16 protein-coding genes are annotated in these 22,538 nt (G+C 68.5%); 8 read left to right on the forward strand and 8 right to left on the reverse strand.

Going from position 1 to position 22,538, the window contains the following annotated elements:
• Positions 1-121 precede the first annotated feature (121 nt).
• A complete protein-coding gene (locus WI26_RS11695) occupies positions 122-874 on the reverse strand; it encodes a class I SAM-dependent methyltransferase (RefSeq protein ID WP_059511683.1) in 753 nt (250 codons plus the stop codon).
• Positions 875-1,036: 162 nt separating this feature from the next.
• Between WI26_RS11695 and WI26_RS11700 the strand changes: the two genes are divergently transcribed.
• Positions 1,037-1,846, forward strand: coding sequence for a helix-turn-helix transcriptional regulator (locus WI26_RS11700; RefSeq protein ID WP_059468225.1), 810 nt, complete (start codon positions 1,037-1,039; stop codon positions 1,844-1,846).
• 6 nt (positions 1,847-1,852) lie between these two features.
• Here WI26_RS11700 and WI26_RS11705 read toward each other — a convergent pair whose 3' ends face one another.
• On the reverse strand, positions 1,853-2,848 hold the full coding sequence (locus tag WI26_RS11705) for a spore coat U domain-containing protein (RefSeq protein WP_069225996.1): 996 nt from the start codon (positions 2,846-2,848) through the stop codon (positions 1,853-1,855).
• Positions 2,849-3,148: 300 nt separating this feature from the next.
• Between WI26_RS11705 and WI26_RS11710 the strand changes: the two genes are divergently transcribed.
• From WI26_RS11710 to WI26_RS11730, 5 genes are all read left to right on the forward strand, one after another.
• Positions 3,149-3,685, forward strand: coding sequence for a spore coat U domain-containing protein (locus WI26_RS11710; protein WP_069225997.1), 537 nt, complete (start codon positions 3,149-3,151; stop codon positions 3,683-3,685).
• 6 nt (positions 3,686-3,691) lie between these two features.
• Positions 3,692-4,405 (forward strand): molecular chaperone, encoded by a 714-nt coding sequence (locus WI26_RS11715; RefSeq protein ID WP_069225998.1) that lies wholly within the window; start codon positions 3,692-3,694, stop codon positions 4,403-4,405.
• Positions 4,406-4,429: 24 nt separating this feature from the next.
• Positions 4,430-6,793 carry a fimbria/pilus outer membrane usher protein gene (locus tag WI26_RS11720; RefSeq protein ID WP_081334281.1) on the forward strand — a complete coding sequence of 788 codons (2,364 nt, stop codon included), beginning with the start codon at positions 4,430-4,432 and terminating at the stop codon, positions 6,791-6,793.
• 112 nt (positions 6,794-6,905) lie between these two features.
• Positions 6,906-8,315, forward strand: a complete 1,410-nt coding sequence (argH, locus tag WI26_RS11725; RefSeq protein ID WP_069226000.1) for an argininosuccinate lyase — start codon at positions 6,906-6,908, stop codon at positions 8,313-8,315.
• 94 nt (positions 8,316-8,409) lie between these two features.
• Entirely contained in the window at positions 8,410-9,093 is a 684-nt protein-coding gene (locus WI26_RS11730; protein ID WP_069226001.1) for an HAD family hydrolase, read from the forward strand.
• A gap of 85 nt (positions 9,094-9,178) precedes the next feature.
• On the opposite strand, the gene WI26_RS11735 is transcribed toward WI26_RS11730, so the two are convergent.
• From WI26_RS11735 to apbC, 5 genes are all read right to left on the reverse strand, one after another.
• Entirely contained in the window at positions 9,179-10,021 is an 843-nt protein-coding gene (locus WI26_RS11735) for a lysozyme inhibitor LprI family protein (protein WP_069226002.1), read from the reverse strand.
• Positions 10,021-12,300 carry an arginine/lysine/ornithine decarboxylase gene (locus WI26_RS11740; RefSeq protein ID WP_059468233.1) on the reverse strand — a complete coding sequence of 760 codons (2,280 nt, stop codon included), beginning with the start codon at positions 12,298-12,300 and terminating at the stop codon, positions 10,021-10,023. Before WI26_RS11740 ends, WI26_RS11735 begins: the two co-directional genes overlap by 1 nt.
• A gap of 81 nt (positions 12,301-12,381) precedes the next feature.
• Positions 12,382-12,951, reverse strand: coding sequence for a dCTP deaminase (dcd, locus tag WI26_RS11745; protein WP_006398615.1), 570 nt, complete (start codon positions 12,949-12,951; stop codon positions 12,382-12,384).
• A gap of 112 nt (positions 12,952-13,063) precedes the next feature.
• Complete coding sequence (gene sodC, locus WI26_RS11750; protein ID WP_059468234.1) at positions 13,064-13,600, reverse strand: superoxide dismutase [Cu-Zn]; 537 nt, start codon at positions 13,598-13,600, stop codon at positions 13,064-13,066.
• Between the two features lie 133 nt (positions 13,601-13,733).
• On the reverse strand, positions 13,734-14,825 hold the full coding sequence (apbC, locus tag WI26_RS11755) for an iron-sulfur cluster carrier protein ApbC (RefSeq protein WP_059538457.1): 1,092 nt from the start codon (positions 14,823-14,825) through the stop codon (positions 13,734-13,736).
• A 353-nt stretch (positions 14,826-15,178) separates the two neighbouring features.
• Between apbC and WI26_RS11760 the strand changes: the two genes are divergently transcribed.
• A complete protein-coding gene (locus tag WI26_RS11760) occupies positions 15,179-15,820 on the forward strand; it encodes an OmpA family protein (protein ID WP_011885709.1) in 642 nt (213 codons plus the stop codon).
• Between the two features lie 368 nt (positions 15,821-16,188).
• Positions 16,189-18,351 carry a methionine--tRNA ligase gene (gene metG / locus WI26_RS11765; protein ID WP_069226003.1) on the forward strand — a complete coding sequence of 721 codons (2,163 nt, stop codon included), beginning with the start codon at positions 16,189-16,191 and terminating at the stop codon, positions 18,349-18,351.
• Positions 18,352-18,486: 135 nt separating this feature from the next.
• On the opposite strand, the gene WI26_RS11770 is transcribed toward metG, so the two are convergent.
• Positions 18,487-22,515, reverse strand: a complete 4,029-nt coding sequence (locus WI26_RS11770) for a translocation/assembly module TamB domain-containing protein (protein ID WP_069226004.1) — start codon at positions 22,513-22,515, stop codon at positions 18,487-18,489.
• Positions 22,516-22,538: the final 23 nt, after the last annotated feature.

The following is a 22,538-nucleotide window of genomic DNA, read 5'->3' on the forward strand; positions in this document are numbered from 1 at the left end:
GCCGCGCCGGCATCGCGAAACGAGCGCCGCAAAACGAAAGCCGCGATACGCACTCACGCGTATCGCGGCTTTTTTTCATGGAACGGCACGACGGCACCGGCCGCCGTGGCGCCCCATACGGTCATTGCGCGTCGATCAGCAACGCATCGTGCTCGAACGACCCGTCCGGCTGCACCGCGTAATAGCCGCGCACCTCGTCGGGCGCATGCGCCCACAGCGCGCGAATGCCCGCGACGCTGTCGGCCGGCGTGCGGATCCGCTCGACCCATGTATCGAAATCGATCGGCAGACGCCAGCGGCTCTGCACGCTCGCGTCGAACCCGGCGCCGCGGAACATCGCGAGCCATTCGTCGGCACGGTAGTCACGCACGTGCGACGCGTCGCGCAGCACTTCGGCGGCCTGCAGATACGTGTCGAGCAGCGGATGGTCGTTGCCTGCGATATCGATCATCAGCACGCGGCCGCCCGGCTTCAGCACGCGACGCACCTCCGCGAGCGCCGCGCGCACGTCGTGCCAGTGGTGCGCGCTCATCCGGCTGACCACCCAGTCGAACGTGCCGGCTTCGAACGGCAGCCGTTCCGCCGGCCCCTGCTGCGTGCGGATGTTCGCGAGCCCGCGCTCGCGCGCGGCGGCCTCGACGGTCGCGAGCATCGGCGCCGCGAGATCGTACGCGACCACGTCGCGCACGTGCGGCGCGACCGCGAAGCTCGCGTGGCCCGCGCCACAACCGAGATCGAGCACCGCGCCGTCGGGCGTCGCGCGCACGGCGTCGGCCAGCGCCTGCAGATCGGCGCCCGTCGCATGGACCGTGCTCGTCAGGTAGGCGGCGGCCGTCGTGCCGAATGCGTCGGCGACCTGGTCGTGGTGTTTCATCGTTCACTCCTTCCTTGGGTGGGACGCTTGCTGCCTGTCAGCGCGCGAATCGCTACAATAGAGCCGCGCTTGTACCAGTACAAGTTAAGCAGTTATTCTGGTATTTGTTACACCTGCCTGATCCTTGTCGCGCCTTCGGCGCCCCTTTTCAGCCGTTTCCGCATGAACCTGCCGTCCTCCGCCCCCACCCCGCCCCTCGACGCGACGCCCGCCCGCGCACTCGGCGAATTCATCCGCGCGCACCGCGAACGGCTGTCGCCGCAGGCCGTCGGCCTGCCGCCCGGCCCGCGCCGCCGCACGCCGGGGCTGCGGCGCGAGGAAGTCGCGCAGCTGTGCGGCGTCAGCCCGACCTGGTACACGTGGATCGAGCAGGGCCGCCCGGTGTCGGCGTCGGCCGATGCGCTCGCGCGGATCGCCGTCGCGCTGCAGCTGTCGAAGGCCGAACGCGCGTACCTGTTCGAACTGGCCGCGCAGCGCGATCCGGCCGAGCCCGACGTCGCGGCCGGCGACCTGCCGCCGACGCTCGCGGCAACCGTCGCCGCGATCGCGACGCCCGCGTACGTGCTCGACCGGCAATGGAACGCGCTCGCATGGAACGCGCCGGCCGCCGCGCTGTTCACGGGCTGGCTCGACGGCGAGCACGACCGCAACCTGCTGCGTTTCACGTTCATGGCGCCGGCCGCGCGCACGCTGATCGTCGACTGGGAAACCCGTGCGCGCCGGCTCGCGGCCGAATTCCGCGCCGACTCGATCCGCCACCTCGCCGACGCGCCGACCCGCGCGCTGATCGACGCGCTGATGGCAGGCAGCGATGCATTCGCGCAGTATTGGGCATCGCAGGACGTGTTCGAGCGCGAAGGCGGCCTGCGTGAATTCGACCATCCGGCCGACGGCCGCCTCGTGTACCAGCAGATCACGCTGAAGCCCGCGCACCGCGAGGACCTGAAGCTGGTCGTGCTCGTGCGCGATTGACGCGGCTCAGAAACTGATCGTCGCGGTGATGGTGTCGCTGTAGTTGCCGGGCGCCGGTGTCGTCTGCGCGGGTACGCGGCCGTATATCGTGATTGCCTGCGCGAATCCGCTGCCGGTTCCGGTCGCCATCGTCGTGCCGCCGGTGCCGTCACCCCATGGCTGCGTGAAGGCGCTGTCCCGATAGAGTTGATAGCTGACCGAGCCGCCGCCCGTGCGCTGCATCGTGCGCGCAGTGACATTGCCGCTGGCGCCGCCGTTCAACGCAATCTGGAATGCATCGCCGTTCGTGCATCGCGCACTGATCGAGCCGCTCGCGGTCAGCGCCGACGCCAGCACGCCCGACGCCGGAAACGCAACGCCGGTCGCGCTGATGATGCAGTTGTTGATGACCGTGGCGGTGGCGGTAAAACTCATCGTGCCCGCCGTCGACTGCGACGCGCACGGCGTCGGCAGCACGCCCAGCAGCGAAAAACTGTAGCTGTAGGCGGCCTGATTGCCGCTGAAGCTCTGCGCATAGACCGTGCTGGCATTGTTCACGGTCGGCACGGTCGGCTGGTTCCCCGCGATGCGGCCATAGATCGTCACGTTCGTACTCGCGGACGTGCCGAGTACCGGCTTCGTCAACGAGACCGATATCGGCGTCGTGCCGGTGCTGACGGCGCCCCAGGGTTGCGAATAGCCCGAGTCCTGATACAGGTCGTACTGCATCTGGTTCGCCCCGCTCGTCAGGTAGCGCGGGCTCGTGCCGCCGAGATTCACGCAAACGAGCACGCCGGTGTTCAGGCTCAGTGCGTCCCACGTGCAACTCACGGTCATCGTGCTGTTGGTCGTATAGGCCTGCTGCGTGATCGGACTGACCTGGCCGAAGCTCGGCACCGGCGGCGTCACCGAACACGTGTCGGCGCGGGCCGACATCCACGGCATGCCGAGCAGCGCCGCCAGCAACAGGCATGACAGCACGCGCCTCCAGCAGCGCGCTGCGTCGAATCCGTCATCCGCCATGCATTCCCCCGAAAAGACTCGTCCGCTCGCCCCGCTTTCCAGTGCGGGCGGCGCCCTCATGGTATCCATCCGCGCACCGATCGTTCGCACTGTTACTTGATCCATGTCAATTCGATCGATGGCAATCCGGCCGGAACCCCGGACAATGCTCGCCAGGTGCGCGTTTTCTCCATTGCGCGCGACCAAATCCGTGGAGTAGTCTTCCACCAACGACAGAGCGGTTACGGCGACCGGCGACAGACCACGCGGCAGGCACTCCGCGGCCGGGCGTCTCCAATATAACGGCAGGAGATAACCATAATGAACGCTTCCCGGCGTCGTGTACTTTCAGCCACGCTCGCAGCCACGTTCGCATTCGCGCCTGCGCTGCAGCCCGTCACCGTTGCCGCAGTCTATTCGAACGGCACCGCTACTGCCCAGTTCAACGTCACGCTCACGATCCAGGCGAACTGCGCGATCGCCGCGAACCCGCTTGCCTTCGGCACGTCCGGCGTGCTCGCGTCTTCGCTCAACCAGCAGACCACGGTCTCCGTCACGTGCTCGAACTCGACGCCGTACAACGTCGGGCTCGACGCCGGCACGGTGAGCGGCTCGACGATCGCCAGCCGGTTGATGGGCGGGACAACGAGCGGCAATACCGGCACGACGGTGGGCTACCAGCTCTACCAGGACTCGGGCCACACGACGATCTGGGGCAACACGCAAGGCACCGACACGGTCGGCGGCACCGGCACCGGTTCCGCGCAGGTGCTGAACGTGTACGGCCAGGTACCTGCGCAAGCGACGCCGAAGCCCGACACCTACCAGGCGACCGTCACCGCGACCGTGTACTTCTGACGCGCCGTGGCATCGATCCCGCGCGCGCTGGCCGCGCTGTGCGTCGCGTCGGCGTCCGCGGCCGCATTCGCCGCCACGCTGCAGATCACCCCCGTGACGATCGAGCTGCCGCCGTCGGCGGCAGCCGCGAGCATGACGCTCAGCAATCCGGGCGGGCAGCCGATCTATGGCCAGGTTCGAGCTTATCGCTGGACGCAGGAAAACGGCGACGACGTGATGACGCCGACCGATGCGCTCGCGGCCTCGCCGCCGCTGCTGCAGATCGGCGCGAACGCCGAGCAGCTGATCCGGCTCGTACGCACGGCACGAGGCACGCCCGTCGCAGAGGAAAGCTATCGCGTGCTGATCGACGAACTGCCCGCGCCCGGTACGCCGGTCGAGAACGGCATCACGATCCGGCTGCGCTATTCCGTGCCCGTCTTCGTCGAGCCCGCTGGCACACCACAGTCGCCACGCCTTGACTGGCGCATCGAGCGCGACGGATCCGGCATGCGGCTCGCGGTCGAGAACCGCGGCGGGCGGCGCGCGCAGATTTCCGCGGTTCGTCTCGTCGACGCGCGCGGCGCCGTGCATGACGTCACGCGCGGCCTGCTCGGCTACGCACTCGCGGGCAGCACGCGACGCTGGCCGCTCAAGCTGGATGCAGGCGCGGCCGGGTTCGTCAGGATCCAGGCAACCGTGAACGCGCAGCCGGTCGAAGCCCGGCTGGCACCGCCCTGATCCGTGCCGGAGGATCGCACGACGTTGCCCGTTCCGACGACGAGCACGGCCCTCCGGGCTGGCTGCCCCGCACGATATGCCGGGCCCGCCGCCGCGGTGCTTGCACTCGCGGCGACGCTGGCGCTGCATGCCGGCGCCGTCCGTGCGCAGACCGCGCCGGTGCAGGCGGCGGCATCCGCGCCCGCTTCACTGTTTCTCGATGTGTCGCTCAATGGTGAGCCGACGCACCGCATCGCCCGTTTTCAGCAAATCGACGGCCGGCTGTACGCGGCGTCCGCCGACCTGAACGACCTGGGCGTCGCCACAGGCGACCGCGCGCACGAGTCGTCGAACACGCTCGTCGCGCTCGATGCGCTCGCGGGGCTGCGCTACGACTACGACGCGGGGCGGCAGACGCTCGACCTGCGTGTGCCCGATGCGCTGCGCATCCCGCACACGTTCGATACGCGCGCTCTCGCGGCCGCGCCGCCGGCCACCTCCGGGCGCGGCTTCGTGCTGAACTACGACGCGTACGCGCAGACCCTCGCCCACGCACCGCTCGCGGTCTGGAGCGAGGCGCGCTATTTCGATCCGGCCGGCGTATTCAGCAACACCGGCATCGCGTACCTGTACGACGACCGCCGGCGCTACGTGCGCTACGACACGTCGTGGAGCCACTCGAACCCCGGCACGCTCACGACGACCCAGATCGGCGACACGATTTCGTCGTCGTTGTCATGGACCCGCTCGCTGCGCCTCGGCGGCGTGCAGTGGCGCAGCAACTTCGGCCTGCGCCCCGACCTCGTCACGTTTCCGGTGCCTGCGCTGTCCGGCAGCGCGGTGGTGCCCACCTCGGTCGACCTGTACGTGAACAACGTGCGCCAGTTCAGCGGCGACGTGCCGAGCGGGCCGTTCGTGATCAACAGCGTGCCCGGCATCACCGGCGCGGGCAACGCGACGGTCGTCACACGCGACGCGCTCGGCCGCTCGATCGCGACAACCATCCCGCTGTACGTCGACACGCGCCTGCTCGCCCCCGGCCTCGCCAGCTATTCGGCGGAAGCCGGGTTCCTGCGTCGCGCGTATGGCAACGATTCGTTCGACTATGCGCGCACGCCGGCGGCGAGCGGCTCGCTGCGCTACGGCATCAGCGAGCGGCTGACCGTCGAGGCGCACGCGGAAGCGACGGCCGGCGTCTACAACGCGGGCGCCGGCACGCTCGCACGCCTCGGGGAACGCGGCGTGGCGAACGCGTCGCTGGCGGTCAGCGCACCGGGTCGCACGGGCGTGCAGGCCGGCGTCGGCTACCAGTACGTGACGCCGCGCTTCTCGATCGATGCGCAGACGCTGCGCGCGTTCGGCGACTACGGCGACCTCGGCAGCCGCGAAGGCGTGCCGGTCTCGCGCGCCACCGACCGCATCACCGTCTCGTTTCCGTTCCTGCGCGCGCAGACGCTGTCGTTCAGCTATCTCGGCCTCAAGTATCCGGGCATCGCCCCGTCGCGGATCGGCTCGATCGCGTACCTCGTCAATCTCGGCGGGCTGACCTCGATCACGTTCAGCGGCTTCCAGGACTTCCGGCAGCACGACGCACGCGGCTTCTTCGTGAGCCTGAGCGTCGGGCTCGGCGGCAACACGTCCGTCTCGGCGAATGCCGGCCGGCAGAACGGCGACTCGACCTACACGCTGAACGCGACGCGGCCGCCCGATTACGGCGGCGGCGTCGGCTGGAATGTGCAGGCGGGCGCCAACGCGGGCATCCGCTACGCGCAGGGGCAGCTGCAGTATCTCGGCCGCGCCGGGCAGGTCACGCTGCTCGCGCAATCGTTCGACGGGCGCGGCAACGCGTCGGTCGACGTCACGGGCGCATTCGTGCTGATGGACGGCCGGCTGATGACCGCGCGCCGCGTCGACGACGGTTTCGCGCTCGTCTCGACCGACACCGGACGCGTGCCCGTGCTGCACCAGAACCGGCTGATCGGCGAGACGGACCGGGCCGGCTACCTGCTCGTGCCCGACCTGAATGCGTACCAGAGCAATCGCGTCGCGATCGACGGCACGGCGCTGCCCGCCGACGCACGGATCGCCGACACGACGCTCGACGTCGTGCCGCAGGCGCGCTCAGGCGTGCTCGCGCACTTCGCGGTGAGCCGCTACAGCGCCGCGTCGATCGCGCTGCGCGCGCCGGACGGCACGCCGCTGCCGCCCGGGCTCGAGGTTCGCCACGTCGAGAGCGGCCAGCGCACGATTGTCGGCTACGACGGCCTGACCTTCGTCGACGGCCTCGTCGCGAACAATCACCTCGAAATCTCCGGCGGCGGCCGCGACTGCGCCGTCGAATTCGCGTACCGGCGCCCGGACGACGGCACGCTGCCGCGCATCGGACCGCTGACCTGCGGCCCCCGGTAGTTCGCGCCCGTTCGCGGGCCGCCGCGCGCGCCGGCCGCCAGCCGCGCGAATGCTAGAATTGCGGGATTCCCTCGGCGGCGCACGCCGCCCAACTCCCCTTCGAAGAATCGCCATGACGTCCCAACTGCACAAAAAGGGCGAGGCCTGGTCGGCCCGCTTCTCGGAACCGATGTCGGAGCTGGTCAAGCGCTACACGTCGTCGGTGTTTTTCGACAAGCGCCTCGCGCTCGTCGATATCGCCGGCTCGCTCGCGCACGCGAGCATGCTCGCGGCGCAGAAGATCATCAGCGCCGACGACCTCGCCGCCATCGAACGCGGGATGGCGCAGATCAAGGGCGAGATCGAGCGCGGCGAATTCGAATGGCAGCTGGATCTCGAGGACGTCCACCTGAACATCGAGGCGCGCCTGACCGCGCTGATCGGCGACGCCGGCAAGCGCCTGCACACGGGCCGCTCGCGCAACGACCAGGTCGCGACCGACATCCGTCTGTGGCTGCGCGGCGAAATCGACCGCATCGGCGGCCTCCTGAACGACCTGCGCGGCGCGCTGATCGACCTTGCCGAGAAGAACACGGACACGATCATGCCGGGCTTCACGCACCTGCAGGTCGCGCAGCCGGTCACGTTCGGCCACCACCTGCTCGCGTACGTCGAGATGTTCACGCGTGACGCCGAACGCATGCGCGACTGCCGCACCCGCGTGAACCGCCTGCCGCTCGGCGCGGCCGCGCTCGCCGGCACCAGCTACCCGATCGACCGCCACGCCGTCGCGAAGACGCTCGGCTTCGACGGTATCTGCGCGAACTCGCTCGACGCGGTGTCGGATCGCGACTTCGCGATCGAATTCACGGCGGCATCCGCGCTCGTGATGACGCACGTATCGCGTTTCTCCGAAGAACTCGTGCTGTGGATGAGCCCGCGCGTCGGTTTCATCGACATCGCCGACCGCTTCTGCACCGGCAGCTCGATCATGCCGCAGAAGAAGAACCCGGACGTGCCCGAGCTCGCGCGCGGCAAGACGGGCCGCGTGAACGGCCACCTGATGGCGCTCCTCACGCTGATGAAGGGCCAGCCGCTCGCGTACAACAAGGACAACCAGGAAGACAAGGAGCCGCTGTTCGATACGGTCGACACCGTCGCCGACACGCTGCGCATCTTCGCCGAGATGGTCGCCGGCATCACGGTGAAGCCGGACGCGATGCGCGCGGCCGCGCTGCAAGGCTTCTCGACCGCGACCGACCTCGCCGACTATCTCGTGAAGCGCGGGCTGCCGTTCCGCGATGCGCACGAAGCCGTCGCGCATGCGGTGCGGATCTGCGACGATCGCGGGATCGACCTCGCCGACCTGACGCTCGACGAAATGAAGCAGGAACTGCCGAACGTCGCGCACCTGATCGGCGACGACGTGTTCGGCTACCTGACGCTCGAAGGTTCGGTCGCGAGCCGCAACCATCCGGGCGGCACCGCGCCCGATCAAGTGCGTGCGGCGGTGAAGGCCGCTCGCGCCGCGCTCGGCAAGTAAGCCTGCCGGCACGGACGGGCGCCTGGCGCGTCCGTCCTTCCCTCGTGCGGCCACCGCGCCGCCCAACGCCTTTCCCGCTTCCCGGATACCGCCGATGACCTTCTCCGCCGCGCTCTTCGACATGGACGGCCTGCTCGTCGATTCCGAGCGGACCATCATGAACACGTGGATCGACGTGTCGAGCACGCACGGCGTCGTGCTGACCGAGATCGACTACCTGCAGATCGTCGGCCGCTCGTTCGCCGAGGGCCAGGTCATTCTCGCGCGGCTCATTGGCGACACCGACACGTTCGACGCCGTGCGCACCCGCGTGCGCGAACGGCTCGCCGCGCCCGAACCCCATCCGAAGTTTCCGCTGAAGTCCGGCGCACTGGCGCTGCTCGAGACGCTCGCGCAGGCCGGCATTCCGTGCGCGGTCGCATCGTCGTCCGCGCGCGACGTGATCCGTGCGCGGCTCGACGCGGTCGGCGTGCTGCCGTTCTTCCGCGCAATCGCGGGCGGTGACGAAGTCGCGCGCGGCAAACCCGATCCGGCCGTGTACCGGCTCGCCGCCGAACGCCTAGGCGTACCGGCGCACGCGTGCGTCGCGTTCGAGGACAGCGACTTCGGCGCGCAATCGGCCGCCGGCGCGGGCGCATCGGTCGTCACGGTGCCCGACCTGAAGGCGCCGACACCCGAGATCGTCGCGCTGAGCCTGCACGTGCTCGCGTCGCTCGGCGATGCGGTCGCGCTCGTGCCGTCGTGGTTCGGCCGCCTGGATACGCAGCAGCCGGCATAGGGCCGCTCGCGGCACGCCACATGCAAACGGGCACCCTCGGGTGCCCGTTTTCCTTAGCCGCGCCGGATGACCGGCGTCGCGGCGATCAGTTGTTGCCGGCCGTCTCCGACAGCCGCTTCATCGTCGCGATGCGCGCGCCGATCAGATCGACGCGTCCGTCCTCGCCGACGAGCGGCGCCGTCGCATCGCGGAACGCGACCCACGCGCGTTGCGCACGCACGAGCGTCGCGGCCGAATGCGCGGGCATCTTGCGACGCAGCTTCTGGTAATAGCGGTTCAAATCGAACAGCGCATGTTCACACGCGGCATCCTGCACGCACGGCCGCACGCGGCGTATCGCCGGATCGCGCGGCGCGTTCGCCGGCTTGCCGGTGGCTGCCGCCGCAGTGCCTGGCGCCGTGCCCGCACCGCCCTGGGTATCGCCCTGCGCACGGCTCGTAGCCGCGGCCGCAACGGCGACAGGCGGCGGCGCATAGCGGTCGGCCGCCGCGCGCAGCGCCAATGCGCGATCGCGCACGGGCTGCAGCTGCATATCGGCGCTCGACATCGCGTACGCGGTGCCGCGCGTCGTGTCGTACACGGCCTTCAGCAGATGAACTTCATCCTTGCGCCACGTGATCCAGTGGCGTTGGCTGTCCTGCCAGCCGCGCTTCGCGTCGGCCGGCGCGTCGTTCGTCAGGCGCTGATACGCGCTGTCCATCACCGCCTGCCACTGCTGCTGCGCTTCGCCCATGCACTGGATCTGGCCGGCCGTCGACGATCGGTCGCGCCGCGCAAGACACTGCCGCATCGCGACGTCGATCGGGTCGGCCGCCGCCACTTCCGCGTGCGCGACGTTCAACCCCGCCGGCCCTGCCGACCAGCTCGCCCAGACAACGAGCGCGGCCAGCGCCGCGCGCATCGTCCGGATTTGTCCCTGCGCCGCCATCAGTCGCGCACGCAATCGACGAAGTACTCGACGCGACCGTTCACTTCTTCCGCGACGAGACCGTGGATGTCGGTGTGGAAGCCCGGGAAGCGCTCGTTGAAGTCGCGCGCGAACCGCAGGTAGTTCACGATCGTCTTGTTGAAGCGCTCGCCCGGGATCAGCAGCGGAATGCCCGGCGGGTACGGCGTGAGCAGGATGCTCGTCACGCGGCCTTCGAGCTCGTCGAGCGGCACGCGGTCGATCTTGCGGTGCGCGAGCTTCGCGAACGCGTCCGACGGCTTCATCGCCGGCTCCATGTCCGACAGGTACATCTCCGTCGTCAGGCGAGCGATGTCGTTCGCGCGGTAGACGTCGTGGATCTGCGTGCAGAGGTCGCGCAGGCCGACACGCTCGTAGCGCGGATGCTGCGCGACGAATTCCGGCAGCACGCGCCACAGCGGCTGGTTGTTGTCGTAGTCGTCCTTGAACTGCTGCAGCTCGGTCACCATCGAGTTCCAGCGGCCCTTCGTAATGCCGATCGTGAACATGATGAAGAACGAGTACAGGCCCGTCTTCTCGACGATGATCCCGTGCTCCGCCAGGTACTTCGTGACGATCGCGGCGGGAATGCCTGTCTCGCCGAATTCGCCGTCGACGTCGAGCCCCGGCGTGATGATCGTCGCCTTGATCGGGTCGAGCATGTTGAAGCCTTCCGCCAGCGGGCCGAAGCCGTGCCAGTGGTCGTTCGGCTTCAGCATCCAGTCCTCGCGCGAGCCGATGCCTTCTTCCGAAAGGTCGTCCGGACCCCACACGCTGAAGAACCAGTCGTCGCCGTATTCGGCGTCGACCTTGCGCATCGCGCGACGGAAGTCGATCGCCTCGGCGATCGATTCCTCGACGAGCGCGGTGCCGCCCGGCGGCTCCATCATCGCGGCCGCGACGTCGCACGACGCGATGATCGCGTACTGCGGGCTCGTCGACGTGTGCATCAGGTACGCCTCGTTGAAGCGGTGCTTGTCGAACGTGCGGTTCTCCGAATCCTGCACGACGATCTGCGACGCCTGCGAGATGCCCGCGAGCAGCTTGTGCGTCGAATGCGTCGCGAACACGAGCGCGCCCGTGCGCGGACGGCCGTCGCCGATCGCGTGCATGTCGCGGTAGAACGGGTGGAACGTCGCGTGCGGCAGCCACGCTTCGTCGAAGTGCAGCGTGTCGAGCAGGTCGCCGAGCAGGTCCTTGATCATCTCGACGTTGTAGACCACACCGTCGTACGTGCTCTGCGTGATCGTCAGGATGCGCGGCTTCAGGTCCGGGTTCTCGCGCATCGCCTCGCGTGCGAACGGGTTCGCCTCGATCTTCTTGCGGATGTTCTCCGGCTTGAACTCATCGCGCGGGATCGGCCCGATGATGCCGAAGTGGTTGCGCGTCGGCGTGAGGAACACCGGAATCGCGCCCGTCATCGTGATCGCGTGCAGGATCGACTTGTGGCAGTTGCGGTCGACCAGCACGATGTCGCCGGGTGCGACCGTCGCATGCCAGACGATCTTGTTCGACGTCGACGTGCCGTTGGTCACGAAGAACAGGTGGTCCGCGCTGAAGATGCGCGCCGCATTGCGCTCGGACGCCGCGACCGGCCCCGTGTGATCGAGCAGCTGGCCGAGTTCGTCGACCGCGTTGCAGACGTCCGCGCGCAGCATGTTCTCGCCGAAGAACTGGTGGAACATCTGGCCGAGCGGGTTCTTCAGGAACGCGACGCCGCCCGAGTGGCCCGGGCAGTGCCACGAATACGAGCCTTCGTCCGCGTACTTCACCAGTTCCTTGAAGAACGGCGGCGCGAGCGAGTCGAGATAGACCTTCGCCTCGCGGATGATGTGGCGCGCGACGAACTCCGGCGTGTCCTCGAACATGTGGATGAAGCCGTGCAGCTCGCGCAGGATGTCGTTCGGCAGGTGGCGCGACGTGCGCGTCTCGCCGTACAGGAAGATCGGGATGTCCGCGTTGCGGCGGCGCACTTCGGTGACGAACGCGCGCAACTCGATGATCGCGGTCGCGAGTTCGGGCAGCTCGCCGTCCGGGCCCGTTTCGCCGAGCATGAGTTCGTCGTCGTCGATCGACAGGATGAAGCACGACGCGCGGCTCGACTGCTGCGCGAACGACGTCAGATCGCCGTAGCTCGTGAGGCCGAGGACTTCGACGCCCTCCTTCTCGATCGCTTCGGCCAACGCCCGGATGCCGGAGCCCGAGATGTTCTCGGAGCGGAAATCTTCGTCGATGATGACGACGGGGAAACGAAACTTCATGGGCGATTCTCCAAAAAGAACGACCGCGGCGCGTCACGCGCAGCGGTCACCCGGAAACTGGTGAGACGTTATGCAACCAGATCAGGTTTTCGGCAGCGTGACACCGCGCTGACCCTGATACTTGCCGCCGCGATCCGCGTACGACACGTCGCACACTTCGTCGCTTTCGAAGAACAGCACCTGCGCGACACCTTCGTTCGCGTAGATCTTCGCGGGCAGCGGCGTGGTATTCGAGAATTCCAGCGTGACGTAGCCTTCCCACTCGGGTTCGAACGGCGTCACGTTGACGATGATCCCGCAGCGCGCGTACGTCGACTTGCCGAGGCAGACGGTGAGCACGGTGCGCGGAATGCGGAAATATTCGACGGTGCGGGCCAGCGCGAACGAGTTCGGCGGGATGATGCACACGTCGCCCTTGAAATCGACAAACGAACCTTCGTCGAAGTTCTTCGGATCGACGATCGTCGAGTTGATGTTCGTGAAGATCTTGAATTCGTCCGCGCAGCGGATGTCGTAGCCGTAGCTCGACGTGCCGTAGCTGACGATCCTGCGACCGTCCTCGGACGCGCGAACCTGATCGGGCACGAACGGCTCGATCATCTTGTGTTCTTCGGCCATGCGCCGAATCCACTTGTCGGACTTGATGCTCATAACGGGGCGCCAGGAAACGCTGCGTGACGGTAAACGACGGCCGCCGGTTCAAGGCGGCCGCCGGGGAAGGCGGCCATTTTACGCGATCATCGGCTCGCGCACGCGGCGGCCGTCAACGGATCACGCCGCAGGCCAGCGCAGGGCCCGCTCCATGCTGCGGAAACGCCGGGTCGCTCGGGTCGCGATGCACCAGCGCCGCGCGATTCAGCGCGGAGCGCACGCCGTCGAGGGCCAGATCGGGTGCGACGATGAAACCGGCCGCGACGCCGTTTGCATCGGCGTGGATGTTGCCGAGATCGCCGGCGACGCGCGCGCCGGCGCGCAGCCGGTCGGCGGCCGGCGCGAACACCTGGCCGGCGCTCGAGCCGTCGCCCGCGTTGCAATCGCCGCGCTCGTGCACCTGCAGCGCGTGATCGCTGTTCGGCGGCAGGCCGACCAGGTTGTACGTGACCTGGACGCCGTCCGGGCGTTCGACGAGCGTCACCGCGCCGCGCGCCTGCGAGCCGACGGTCGGCTGCAGTTGCGCATCGGCGCGCTTTTCGTGCGACGAGGAAAAAGAGGTACAGCCGGCCAGCAGGCCCAGCGCGGCGGCGACCAGCAGCGCGCGCCGCGCGCGGCCGGCGTGCACGCCGTGATGTCGTTGGTTCATTCGATCCTCATGCCGGCTGGCGGCCGTTCGACACGGCGGCCATGCCGGGCGGGTAAAGGGACCCGGGAAAAGTCGCCATGATACCGCGCCTCGCGGCGCCGTAAACAGCGTGAGGCCCCGCCCCGCAAGGGTTTTACGTATTTTGAACAACGATCGACGGGAACTTCGACGTCATGTCGCGCGCGCGCTCGGCGATCGCCAGCGCGACCCCGCGCGCGATGTCGCGGTAGCGCCGCGCCAGCGCGCCATCCGGTTCGGCCACGACCGTCGGCATGCCACTGTCGGCGCGCTCGCGGATCGCGATGTCGAGCGGCAGGCTGCCGAGCACGGTCACGCCGTAATCCTGCGCCATCCGCTCGGCGCCGCCCGCGCCGAAGATGTGCTCTTCGTGGCCGCAGTTCGAGCAGATGTGGATGCTCATGTTCTCGACGATACCAAGGATCGGAATCCCGACCTTCTCGAACATCTTCAGGCCCTTCTTCGCGTCGAGCAGCGCGATGTCCTGCGGCGTCGTCACGATCACGGCGCCCGTCACCGGCACGCGCTGCGCGAGCGTGAGCTGGATGTCGCCCGTGCCCGGCGGCATGTCGACGATCAGGTAGTCGAGCTCGCGCCAGTTGGTCTGCCGCAGCAACTGCTCGAGCGCCGACGTGGCCATCGGACCGCGCCACACCATCGGGTTGTCTTCCTCGATCAGGAAGCCGATCGAGTTTGCCTGCAGCCCATGGCCGACCAGCGGATTCATCGACTGGTTGTCCGGCGACTCGGGGCGCTGGCCGTGAATGCCGAGCATGGTCGGCAGCGACGGACCGTAGATGTCAGCGTCGAGAATGCCGACCGACGCGCCTTCCGCGGCAAGCGCGAGCGCGAGGTTCACGGCCGTCGTGCTCTTGCCGACGCCGCCCTTGCCCGATGCGACCGCGACGATGTTCTTCACGTTCGGCAGCAGCTTCACACCGCGCTGGACCGTGTGCGCGACGATCTCCTGCGACACGGCGACGCGCGCGTCGCGCACGCCCGGCACGGCCTTCAGCGCATCGGCGATGCGCGCGCGCACGTCGTCGTGCTGGCTGCGCGCGGGATAGCCGAGCACCACGTCGACCGCCACGGCGTCGCCGTCGATCGCGACGTTGCGCACGCCCTTGTTCGCCGCGTACGGACGGCCGGTATTAGGGTCGACGACAGCCGCCAGTGCGGCGTCGACGTGTGCCCGGTCAATGCTCATTGAAACTCCGTGAAAACGTTTTTCTCTCGCGCAAACGTCAAGAAATATCAAATAACGCTGCGAAAATCGGGAAAAGTGAAAGAATCTGTTGCATGCCATTGCGCGAACGCGCGGGTCGGAGCAATCTTCGCGTGCGGCATGCTATGGGGCCAAATCGGCTACCAACCGCCTATATTGTAGAGGCTGATGCGTCGCCCTGTCCGGAACAGCCCCGCTGGCGAACAGGGCATGCAGCCGCCTCGGCGGCTGCCGCGGGCACGGGCTTGCCCTTCCTTTTTCGGGTGTCCGTGCAGGGAGCCGTAACTGTTGTTTGTCGTCGTTGTCGACTCGTTCAACCAAGAGAGGAATCCAAGATGAACATGAAAATCGCGACTCGCCTGTCCGTCTTCGCACTCGCCGGCGCGCTGCTGGCAGGCTGCGCCACGCAGCAAGGCAACAATACGGCCGTGGGCACCGGCACGGGTGCGGCGCTGGGCGCGGGCATCGGCGCACTGGCCGGTGGCGGCAAGGGCGCGGCGATCGGCGCGGGCGTCGGCGCACTGGTCGGCGGCGTGACGGGTTACAACTGGCAAGCGATCAAGAACAAGCTCGCGCCGTCGGCAGCCAAGACGGGCACGCAGGTGACCGAGCAGCCGGACGGCTCGCTGAAGCTGAACGTGCCGAGCTCGGTGACGTTCGCGACGAACCAGTACGCGATCACGCCGGCCTTCACGCCGCTGCTGAACGACCTGGCGACGACGCTGAACCAGAACCCGCAAGTGACGGCATCGATCGTCGGCTACACGGACAGCACGGGCTCGGCACAGCTGAACCAGACGCTGTCGCAGAACCGTGCGCAGAGCGTCGTGAACGCGCTGGTGCAGCGCGGCGTCGCCGGCGGCCGCCTGTCGGCACAAGGCATGGGCGCGTCGAACCCGATCGCGGACAACGCGACCGAAGCCGGCCGCGCGCAAAACCGCCGCGTCGAGATCTACCTGCGCGCAGCACAGCAGTAAGCATCGCCGCGAGAGGACGAGACGGGGGCGCACGCCCCCGCCGCACAAGGCTTCCAGCGGGATCCGTAACAAATCGAAAAAAATTTCGAACTTCTGTCGCGGCCTGCGGTCTGTCTTTACGGTACGCGGCTGGCGCAGCCGGCGCGTCACCATTCTCCTCTTGTCGTTGTTGCTCCGGGGCCGTATCCGCCCCGGTTTTTTTTGCCCGGAATTCGTATGCTGCGCCGCAGCATCACACCGCCGGGCACGCCTCCACCGCGGCCCCGCCCCTTGCGGCGTCCGATCCACGCCGCCCGCGCCGGCTGACCTGCCCGCGCCCCTGCTAGAATCGCAGTTTCCGTCGTTTCAGCCGTTCTTCTACAGACCCTATGTCCGCATCCGACCTCACTTCCGTGCAGGCCGCGGCGCCGCAAGGCAGCCGCCAGATCCTCGTTACGTCCGCACTGCCCTATGCCAACGGCCAGATCCACATCGGCCATCTGGTCGAGTACATCCAGACCGACATCTGGGTGCGGACGCTGCGAATGCACGGCCACGAGGTCTACTACATCGGCGCCGACGACACGCACGGCACGCCGGTCATGCTGCGCGCGGAGAAAGAAGGCCTCACGCCGAAGCAACTGATCGATCGCGTATGGACCGAGCACAAGCGCGATTTCGACAGCTTCGGCGTGTCGTTCGACAATTTCTACTCGACCGACTCGGACGAAAACCGCGTGCTCAGCGAGAAGATCTACCTCGCGCTGAAGGAGAACGATCTGATCGCCGAGCGCGAGATCGAGCAGGCGTACGACCCGGTCAAGGAAATGTTCCTGCCGGACCGCTTCATCAAGGGCGAATGCCCGAAATGCCACGCGAAGGACCAGTACGGCGACAACTGCGAAGTGTGCGGTTCGACCTATCTGCCGACCGAACTGCTGAACCCGTACTCGGTCGTGTCCGGTGCGACGCCGGTGCGCAAGACGTCGACGCACTACTTTTTCCGCCTGTCGGACCCGCGCTGCGAGTCGTTCCTGCGCGAATGGGTCAGCGGCCTCGCCCAGCCCGAAGCCACCAACAAGATGCGCGAATGGCTCGGCGAAGCCGGCGAAGCCCGCCTCGCCGACTGGGACATCTCGCGCGACGCGCCGTACTTCGGCTTCGAGATCCCGGGCGCGCCCGGCAAGTACTTCTATGTGTGGCTGGACGCGCCGGTCGGTTATTACGCGAGCTTCAAGAACCTGTGCGACCGCAAGGGCATCGACTTCGACGCGTGGATCCGGTCGGGCTCGACCTCCGAGCAGTACCACTTCATCGGCAAGGACATCCTGTATTTCCACACGCTGTTCTGGCCGGCGATGCTCGAATTCTCGGGCCATCGCACGCCGACCAACGTGTTCGCGCACGGCTTCCTGACGGTCGACGGCGCGAAGATGTCGAAGTCGCGGGGCACGTTCATCACCGCGCAGAGCTACATCGACACCGGCCTGAACCCGGAATGGCTGCGCTATTACTTCGCCGCGAAGCTGAACGCGACGATGGAAGACATCGATCTGAACCTCGACGACTTCCAGGCGCGCGTGAACAGCGATCTCGTCGGCAAGTACGTGAACATCGCAAGCCGCGCTGCCGGCTTCCTGCTCAAGCGCTTCGACGGCCGCGTGCAGGACAGCGCGATGAACCATCCGCTCGTCGCGAAGCTGCGCGATGCGATTCCCGCGATCGCCGCGCACTACGAAGCGCGTGAATACAGCCGCGCGCTGCGCCAGACGATGGAACTCGCCGACGAAGTGAACGCGTACGTCGACGGTGCGAAGCCGTGGGAACTCGCGAAGGATCCGGCCAATGCGGTCGCGCTGCACGAAACCTGCAGCGTGAGCCTCGAGGCGTTCCGCCTGCTGTCGCTCGCGCTGAAGCCGGTGATGCCGCGCGTGGCCGAAGCCGTCGAGGCCTTCTTCGGGATCGCGCCGCTCACGTGGGCCGACGCCGCGAAGCCGCTGTCGTCCACGCAGCCGATCAAGGCGTACCAGCACCTGATGACGCGGGTCGATCCGAAGCAGATCGACGCGCTGCTCGCCGCGAACCGCGATTCGCTGCAGGCCGAGGCCAGCGGCGCCGCTGCCGCGGGCGCGGCCGCCGCCAACGCCGCGAAGGACGGCAAGAGCGCCAAGGCGAACGCGAAGGCGGCCGCCGCGAACGCTGCCGACGACGGTCCGATCTCGATCGACGATTTCGCGAAGGTCGACCTGCGCATCGCGAAGATCGTCGCGTGCCAGGCCGTCGAAGGCTCGGACAAGCTGCTGCAGCTCACGCTCGACGTCGGCGAGGAAAAGACCCGCAACGTGTTCTCGGGCATCAAGTCCGCGTACCAGCCCGAACAGCTCGTCGGCAAGCTGACGGTGATGGTCGCGAACCTCGCGCCGCGCAAGATGAAGTTCGGGCTGTCCGAAGGGATGGTGCTCGCCGCATCGGCGGCCGACGAGAAGGCCGAACCGGGCCTCTACATCCTCGAGCCGCACAGCGGCGCGAAGCCCGGCATGCGAGTGAAGTAAGCCGCACGCACGCCGCTTGCACGAGAAAGCCCCGCACCCATGGCGTGCGGGGCTTTTTTTATGTCCGCAACCGGGCCGACGGACGGCGATGCGAGCGACGACGACGAATCCGGCGCGTGCCGGCGTGCCGCAGTGTCACCGCTGGCTGAACCAGCGATCGAAGCGCCGCGTGTAGTTCAGGTCGACGCCCTGGAACGTGCCGCCGTATGCGGACACCGACCAGAAGCGCGTCAGGTTGATCGTCGCCTTGAACGCGTTGCTCGCCGACTGCAGGCCCTGCTCGAAGCCGAGCACGAAGCGCTCGTTGATCGCCTTCGACACCTGGATGACCTGCGGATCGGTCAGCCCGACATCGCTGCGGCCGATCGAGAATTCGTCGAGCCCGAAGGTCTGCGCAACACGCTTGCCGGTCACGCTGCCCAGCAGCGCGAGCGCCGCCGTCATCGTGCCCTGCTGGCCCACGTTGTTGCCCTGATCGGTGCCGTGGCCGAACAGCAGCCACGACAGTTTTTCGTTGTCGGTGACGTTGGGTTCCGACACCAGCTTCACCGTCAGCGCCTGGATCGTGCCGGTGACCTGCACGCCGGCCTCGACTTCCTGGTTGCGCCGCATCGCGAGGATGTTCACGCCCGGATTCGACACGGGGCCGTTGAACGTGAAGAAGCCGTTCTCGACCGCGAGCTTGCGGCCGAACGACGTGTACGTGGACCCTTCGGTCACGCGCACGTTGCCGACCGCGCGCAGCGGCACGCCCGGCGCGCTCATCACGGTAATCGTGCCGCGCAGCCCGAGATCCGCGCCGTGCCCCTTGAAGCGGAAGTTGTTGCCGAGGCCGATGTCGATGTTCGCGCGCGGCGCAAGCGACGGCGCCGGCTTGTTCTCGACCTTCTGCGGCTTCGCGACCGCCGTGCCGGTCGGCGTCTCGCCGCGCACGGTCCCGTCGGGGCGCACCACGACGACATCGTCGGACAAGTGCGGCGCGGCGTCCTCCGGCAGGTCGAACAACGCACGGTCGACGACGAACTTGCCGTCGATCGACAGCGCGCCGCGCGGCCCGTCGTTCGCGACGGTCGCCTTGCCCGACAGCGACAGCTTGCGGTCCGGCGCCGCGAATAGCTCGAGCTTGTCCGCGACGATGCTCGCGGTCAGGTCCGGCGCCTCGCCGTCGAGCCGCACGCGGCCGATCGCGCGCAGCGTGCCGTCGCCGCCGTGGAACTCGACCTGCTGGAATTCGACGAGGTTCTCCGCGAGCTTCACGCGCACGATGCCGTCCTTCAGCTGCACGCCCTGGTCGACGAGCGTCGCGGACAGGTCGTCGCCCGTCAGCATGCCCGACACGTTCGGCTTCACCGGCGTGCCCGCGATCGTCAGCTTCAGCGCCGCGCGCCCGCCAAGCAGGTAGCTGGGCCCGAACAGGTTGCCGGTCGCCTTCAGCGACGGGATGTCGGCGTCGATGCGGCCGGCGAGCGGGCCGTCGTCGACGACGCCGAACACGCCGTCGCGCAGCGCGAACGGCACGGTGACATTCGCGTCGAGCGTGCCGACGCGGTTCGCCTTCGCGAGCGCCACCACGTTGAGCCGGTTGCCGGGTGCAAAACTCGCGCGCGCCGACAGGTCGGTCAGCCCGAGCGACGCGATGCCGCGGCCGGTCTCGATCGTCACGTCGCCGCCGCGCCGCTTCACCTGCACGTAGCCCGTCGCATTCGCGCCGAGCGAGAAATCCCAGTCGGCATCGAGCACGACGTCGGTGCGCACCGGCGGCCGCTGGCCCGTCAACTCCTGGCGGATCTCGAGGAAGCGCGCGACCGACGCGCCGCGCACGGCGCCTGCCGAGCGCATCTGGCCGTGATCGAACACGAACGACTTCAGGTCGATCGTCGCGCCTTCGAGCGTGAGCCGCGTCGCGCCGAGCGTCACGCGGCCCGCGCCCGCCGACACGGTGAGCGGCGACTGCAGGGCCACCGCCGGCGTGCCGCGGTTCGCGAGGCGCGTGACGGTGCCGTCCCAGCGCATCCCGTCGCGATTCTCGACCACGCCCCCGTTCGCCGCGAGCGCCAGATCGATCACGCGGCCGTCGGCCGTCCCGATCGCCGACGCGTCGAGCGTGTGCTTCGCGCGCGTGCCGTCGAGGTTCGCGCGCAGCGATTTCAATTGCAGCGAGCCGAGCGCGATGTCCGTCGCGTCGGCCGTGAACACGAGCGCACCGTGCGCACCGTCGCGGATGTCGGCGCGGCCCTGCGCGGCACCGACCCGGTTCGAGCCGACCACGACGTGCTGGGCCTTGTAGGTGCCCGTCACGTTCGGATGCGCGAAGCTGCCGGTCAGCTCGCCCTGCGCCTGCACGAGCCCCTGCACGCCGAAGCCGAGCCGGTCGAGCTCCGGCGCGTCGACAACGAAGCGCAGCCGGTCGCCCGGCGCGCCGAAACTGCCGCGCAGGTCGACATGGTTGCCCGCGATCGACAGGTTCGCGTTGCTCGGCAGGATCCGCGCGCCGGCGAGCTGCACGACGCCGGCGCCGGTCAGCGGTACGCCGTCGTAGAGGCTGTCGCCGAGCTTGAAGGTCGCCTTCGTCGACACCTGCGGCGCGAACGCGCCGGAGGCCGTCAGCGTGCCCGATACGCGCGTCTCGCCGCGCCGGGCCGGCGCCTTGGCCGTTGCCTTCGCCGTTTTGGCGACCGGCTTGCCGCCGCCCGCGCCCGGCGCGCTCATCGCGGCAAGCAGCAGCGGATCGAACGCGGTCAGCGTCGCCTTCGCGTCATAGCTCGAATGCGCGTCGTGACGGAACACGCCGGTCAGGTCGATCCGGCCCTTGCCCGCCGTCACGCGCGCATCGGTCAGCACCGTCTGCTGGCGCGTCAGCGCGACCTTCGCGCGCGCGCCGAGCGCGAGCTTCGGATCGTTCAGGTCGAAGTCGACGGTCGTCGCGTCGCCGGCGAGCGTGACGTCGAGCGGGCCGCCAAGGCGCATCGGCCGCAACTCGGCGACGAATGCATTGAGGTCGAGGTTCGCGACCTTCAGGTCGAAGCGGCCCTTGCCGCCGGTCAGCGTGCCGCCGCCGGTCACGCTGCCGTCGCGGATCAGCTTCAGCGCGAGGCCGTCGATCCGCTGCGCGTGCGCGTCGAGATTGACGGTCGCATGTGCGTCGACGACGGGCAGCAGATGTTCGACGAGCGTGCCGGGCTTCGCGTTGACGATCGACACCGGGCCGGTCACCGCGAACCCCTTCGCATGCGCGGCCACGGGCGCCAGCTCCGCGCGCACCGCGAGATCGGCGGCCGGTGCGCCCGGCGCGATCGCCTGCGGGTTCACGTGATCGAACGCGAGCGACGCGCGCGTGAGCGGCACCGCGCCGAACGGCGCGGCCTCGACGTGCGCGCGCCCGTTCAGCTTCATCCCGCTCGCGGTAACGTCGGCGACGAGCGCTTCGAGCGAGCCCGATACGTTCGCGCTCGCGTTGACCGGTTCGTCCGCGAGCTTGCCCACGTAGGTCGCGTTGCCCGTCAGCGCGAACGGCTTCACGCCGTCGAGCTTCGCGCGTGCGGTCAGCGCGCCGTACGGCGTATCGATGCCGTCGAGCGCCAGTTCATGGTGACGGCCGTCGCTGCGGCCGTTCAGCGCGAGATGGTCGAGCTGCGTCGTCGAGCCGCCTTCGTGAATCGCCAGGTGATCGACGCGCAGGTCGTCGATCCGCAATTGCAGCGGCAGGCTCAGGTCCTGCGGCGTCGCGGACGGCGTCGACGGACCCGGCGCGATGCGCACATCGATCGTGCCCGCGCGAAGGTAGTCGACGGTCAGCCGCCACGGCGCGCGGGTCAGCGCCCAGCGGCCGTCGAGCCGGTCGATCCGCACTTCGGTGCCGGCGCCGCGAGGGCTCGTCCACGCGAAGCCGCGCAGCCGCACGCCCGTCGCGAGCGCGCCGCCGTCCAGCGTGCCGGCCAGCCGGCCGCCCAGCACACGCACGGCGGTCTGCCACGCAAGCCGCGTGCCGCGCTCGGTCGTCGCCGCGGCCAGCACGAGGCCGGCTGCAAGCACGGCGAGCAGCACGACCGTCGCGAGCGTCCACGCGAGGATCCGGCCCGCACGCACGCGGCGCGGCGCGGGCTGCGGCGCGTCGGGCGCGTCCGGGTCGTGAGGCGGCGGCGTGTCGTTAGGATCCTTCGTCATGCGGTTCGTCGTGGCTCTTGCAA

Source organism: Burkholderia diffusa, assembly GCF_001718315.1.
GTDB classification, from domain to species: domain Bacteria; phylum Pseudomonadota; class Gammaproteobacteria; order Burkholderiales; family Burkholderiaceae; genus Burkholderia; species Burkholderia diffusa_B.

What these genes read in the sequence shown, in the direction of transcription:
- WI26_RS11695 (WP_059511683.1), bottom strand. Translation starts at nt 874, where the DNA reads ATGAAACACCACGACCAGGTCGCCGACGCATTCGGCACGACGGCCGCC.
- WI26_RS11700 (WP_059468225.1), top strand. Translation starts at nt 1,037, where the DNA reads ATGAACCTGCCGTCCTCCGCCCCCACCCCGCCCCTCGACGCGACGCCC.
- WI26_RS11705 (WP_069225996.1), bottom strand. Translation starts at nt 2,848, where the DNA reads ATGGCGGATGACGGATTCGACGCAGCGCGCTGCTGGAGGCGCGTGCTG.
- WI26_RS11710 (WP_069225997.1), top strand. Translation starts at nt 3,149, where the DNA reads ATGAACGCTTCCCGGCGTCGTGTACTTTCAGCCACGCTCGCAGCCACG.
- argH (WP_069226000.1), top strand. Translation starts at nt 6,906, where the DNA reads ATGACGTCCCAACTGCACAAAAAGGGCGAGGCCTGGTCGGCCCGCTTC.
- WI26_RS11730 (WP_069226001.1), top strand. Translation starts at nt 8,410, where the DNA reads ATGACCTTCTCCGCCGCGCTCTTCGACATGGACGGCCTGCTCGTCGAT.
- WI26_RS11735 (WP_069226002.1), bottom strand. Translation starts at nt 10,021, where the DNA reads ATGGCGGCGCAGGGACAAATCCGGACGATGCGCGCGGCGCTGGCCGCG.
- WI26_RS11740 (WP_059468233.1), bottom strand. Translation starts at nt 12,300, where the DNA reads ATGAAGTTTCGTTTCCCCGTCGTCATCATCGACGAAGATTTCCGCTCC.
- dcd (WP_006398615.1), bottom strand. Translation starts at nt 12,951, where the DNA reads ATGAGCATCAAGTCCGACAAGTGGATTCGGCGCATGGCCGAAGAACAC.
- sodC (WP_059468234.1), bottom strand. Translation starts at nt 13,600, where the DNA reads ATGAACCAACGACATCACGGCGTGCACGCCGGCCGCGCGCGGCGCGCG.
- apbC (WP_059538457.1), bottom strand. Translation starts at nt 14,825, where the DNA reads ATGAGCATTGACCGGGCACACGTCGACGCCGCACTGGCGGCTGTCGTC.
- WI26_RS11760 (WP_011885709.1), top strand. Translation starts at nt 15,179, where the DNA reads ATGAACATGAAAATCGCGACTCGCCTGTCCGTCTTCGCACTCGCCGGC.
- metG (WP_069226003.1), top strand. Translation starts at nt 16,189, where the DNA reads ATGTCCGCATCCGACCTCACTTCCGTGCAGGCCGCGGCGCCGCAAGGC.
- WI26_RS11770 (WP_069226004.1), bottom strand. Translation starts at nt 22,515, where the DNA reads ATGACGAAGGATCCTAACGACACGCCGCCGCCTCACGACCCGGACGCG.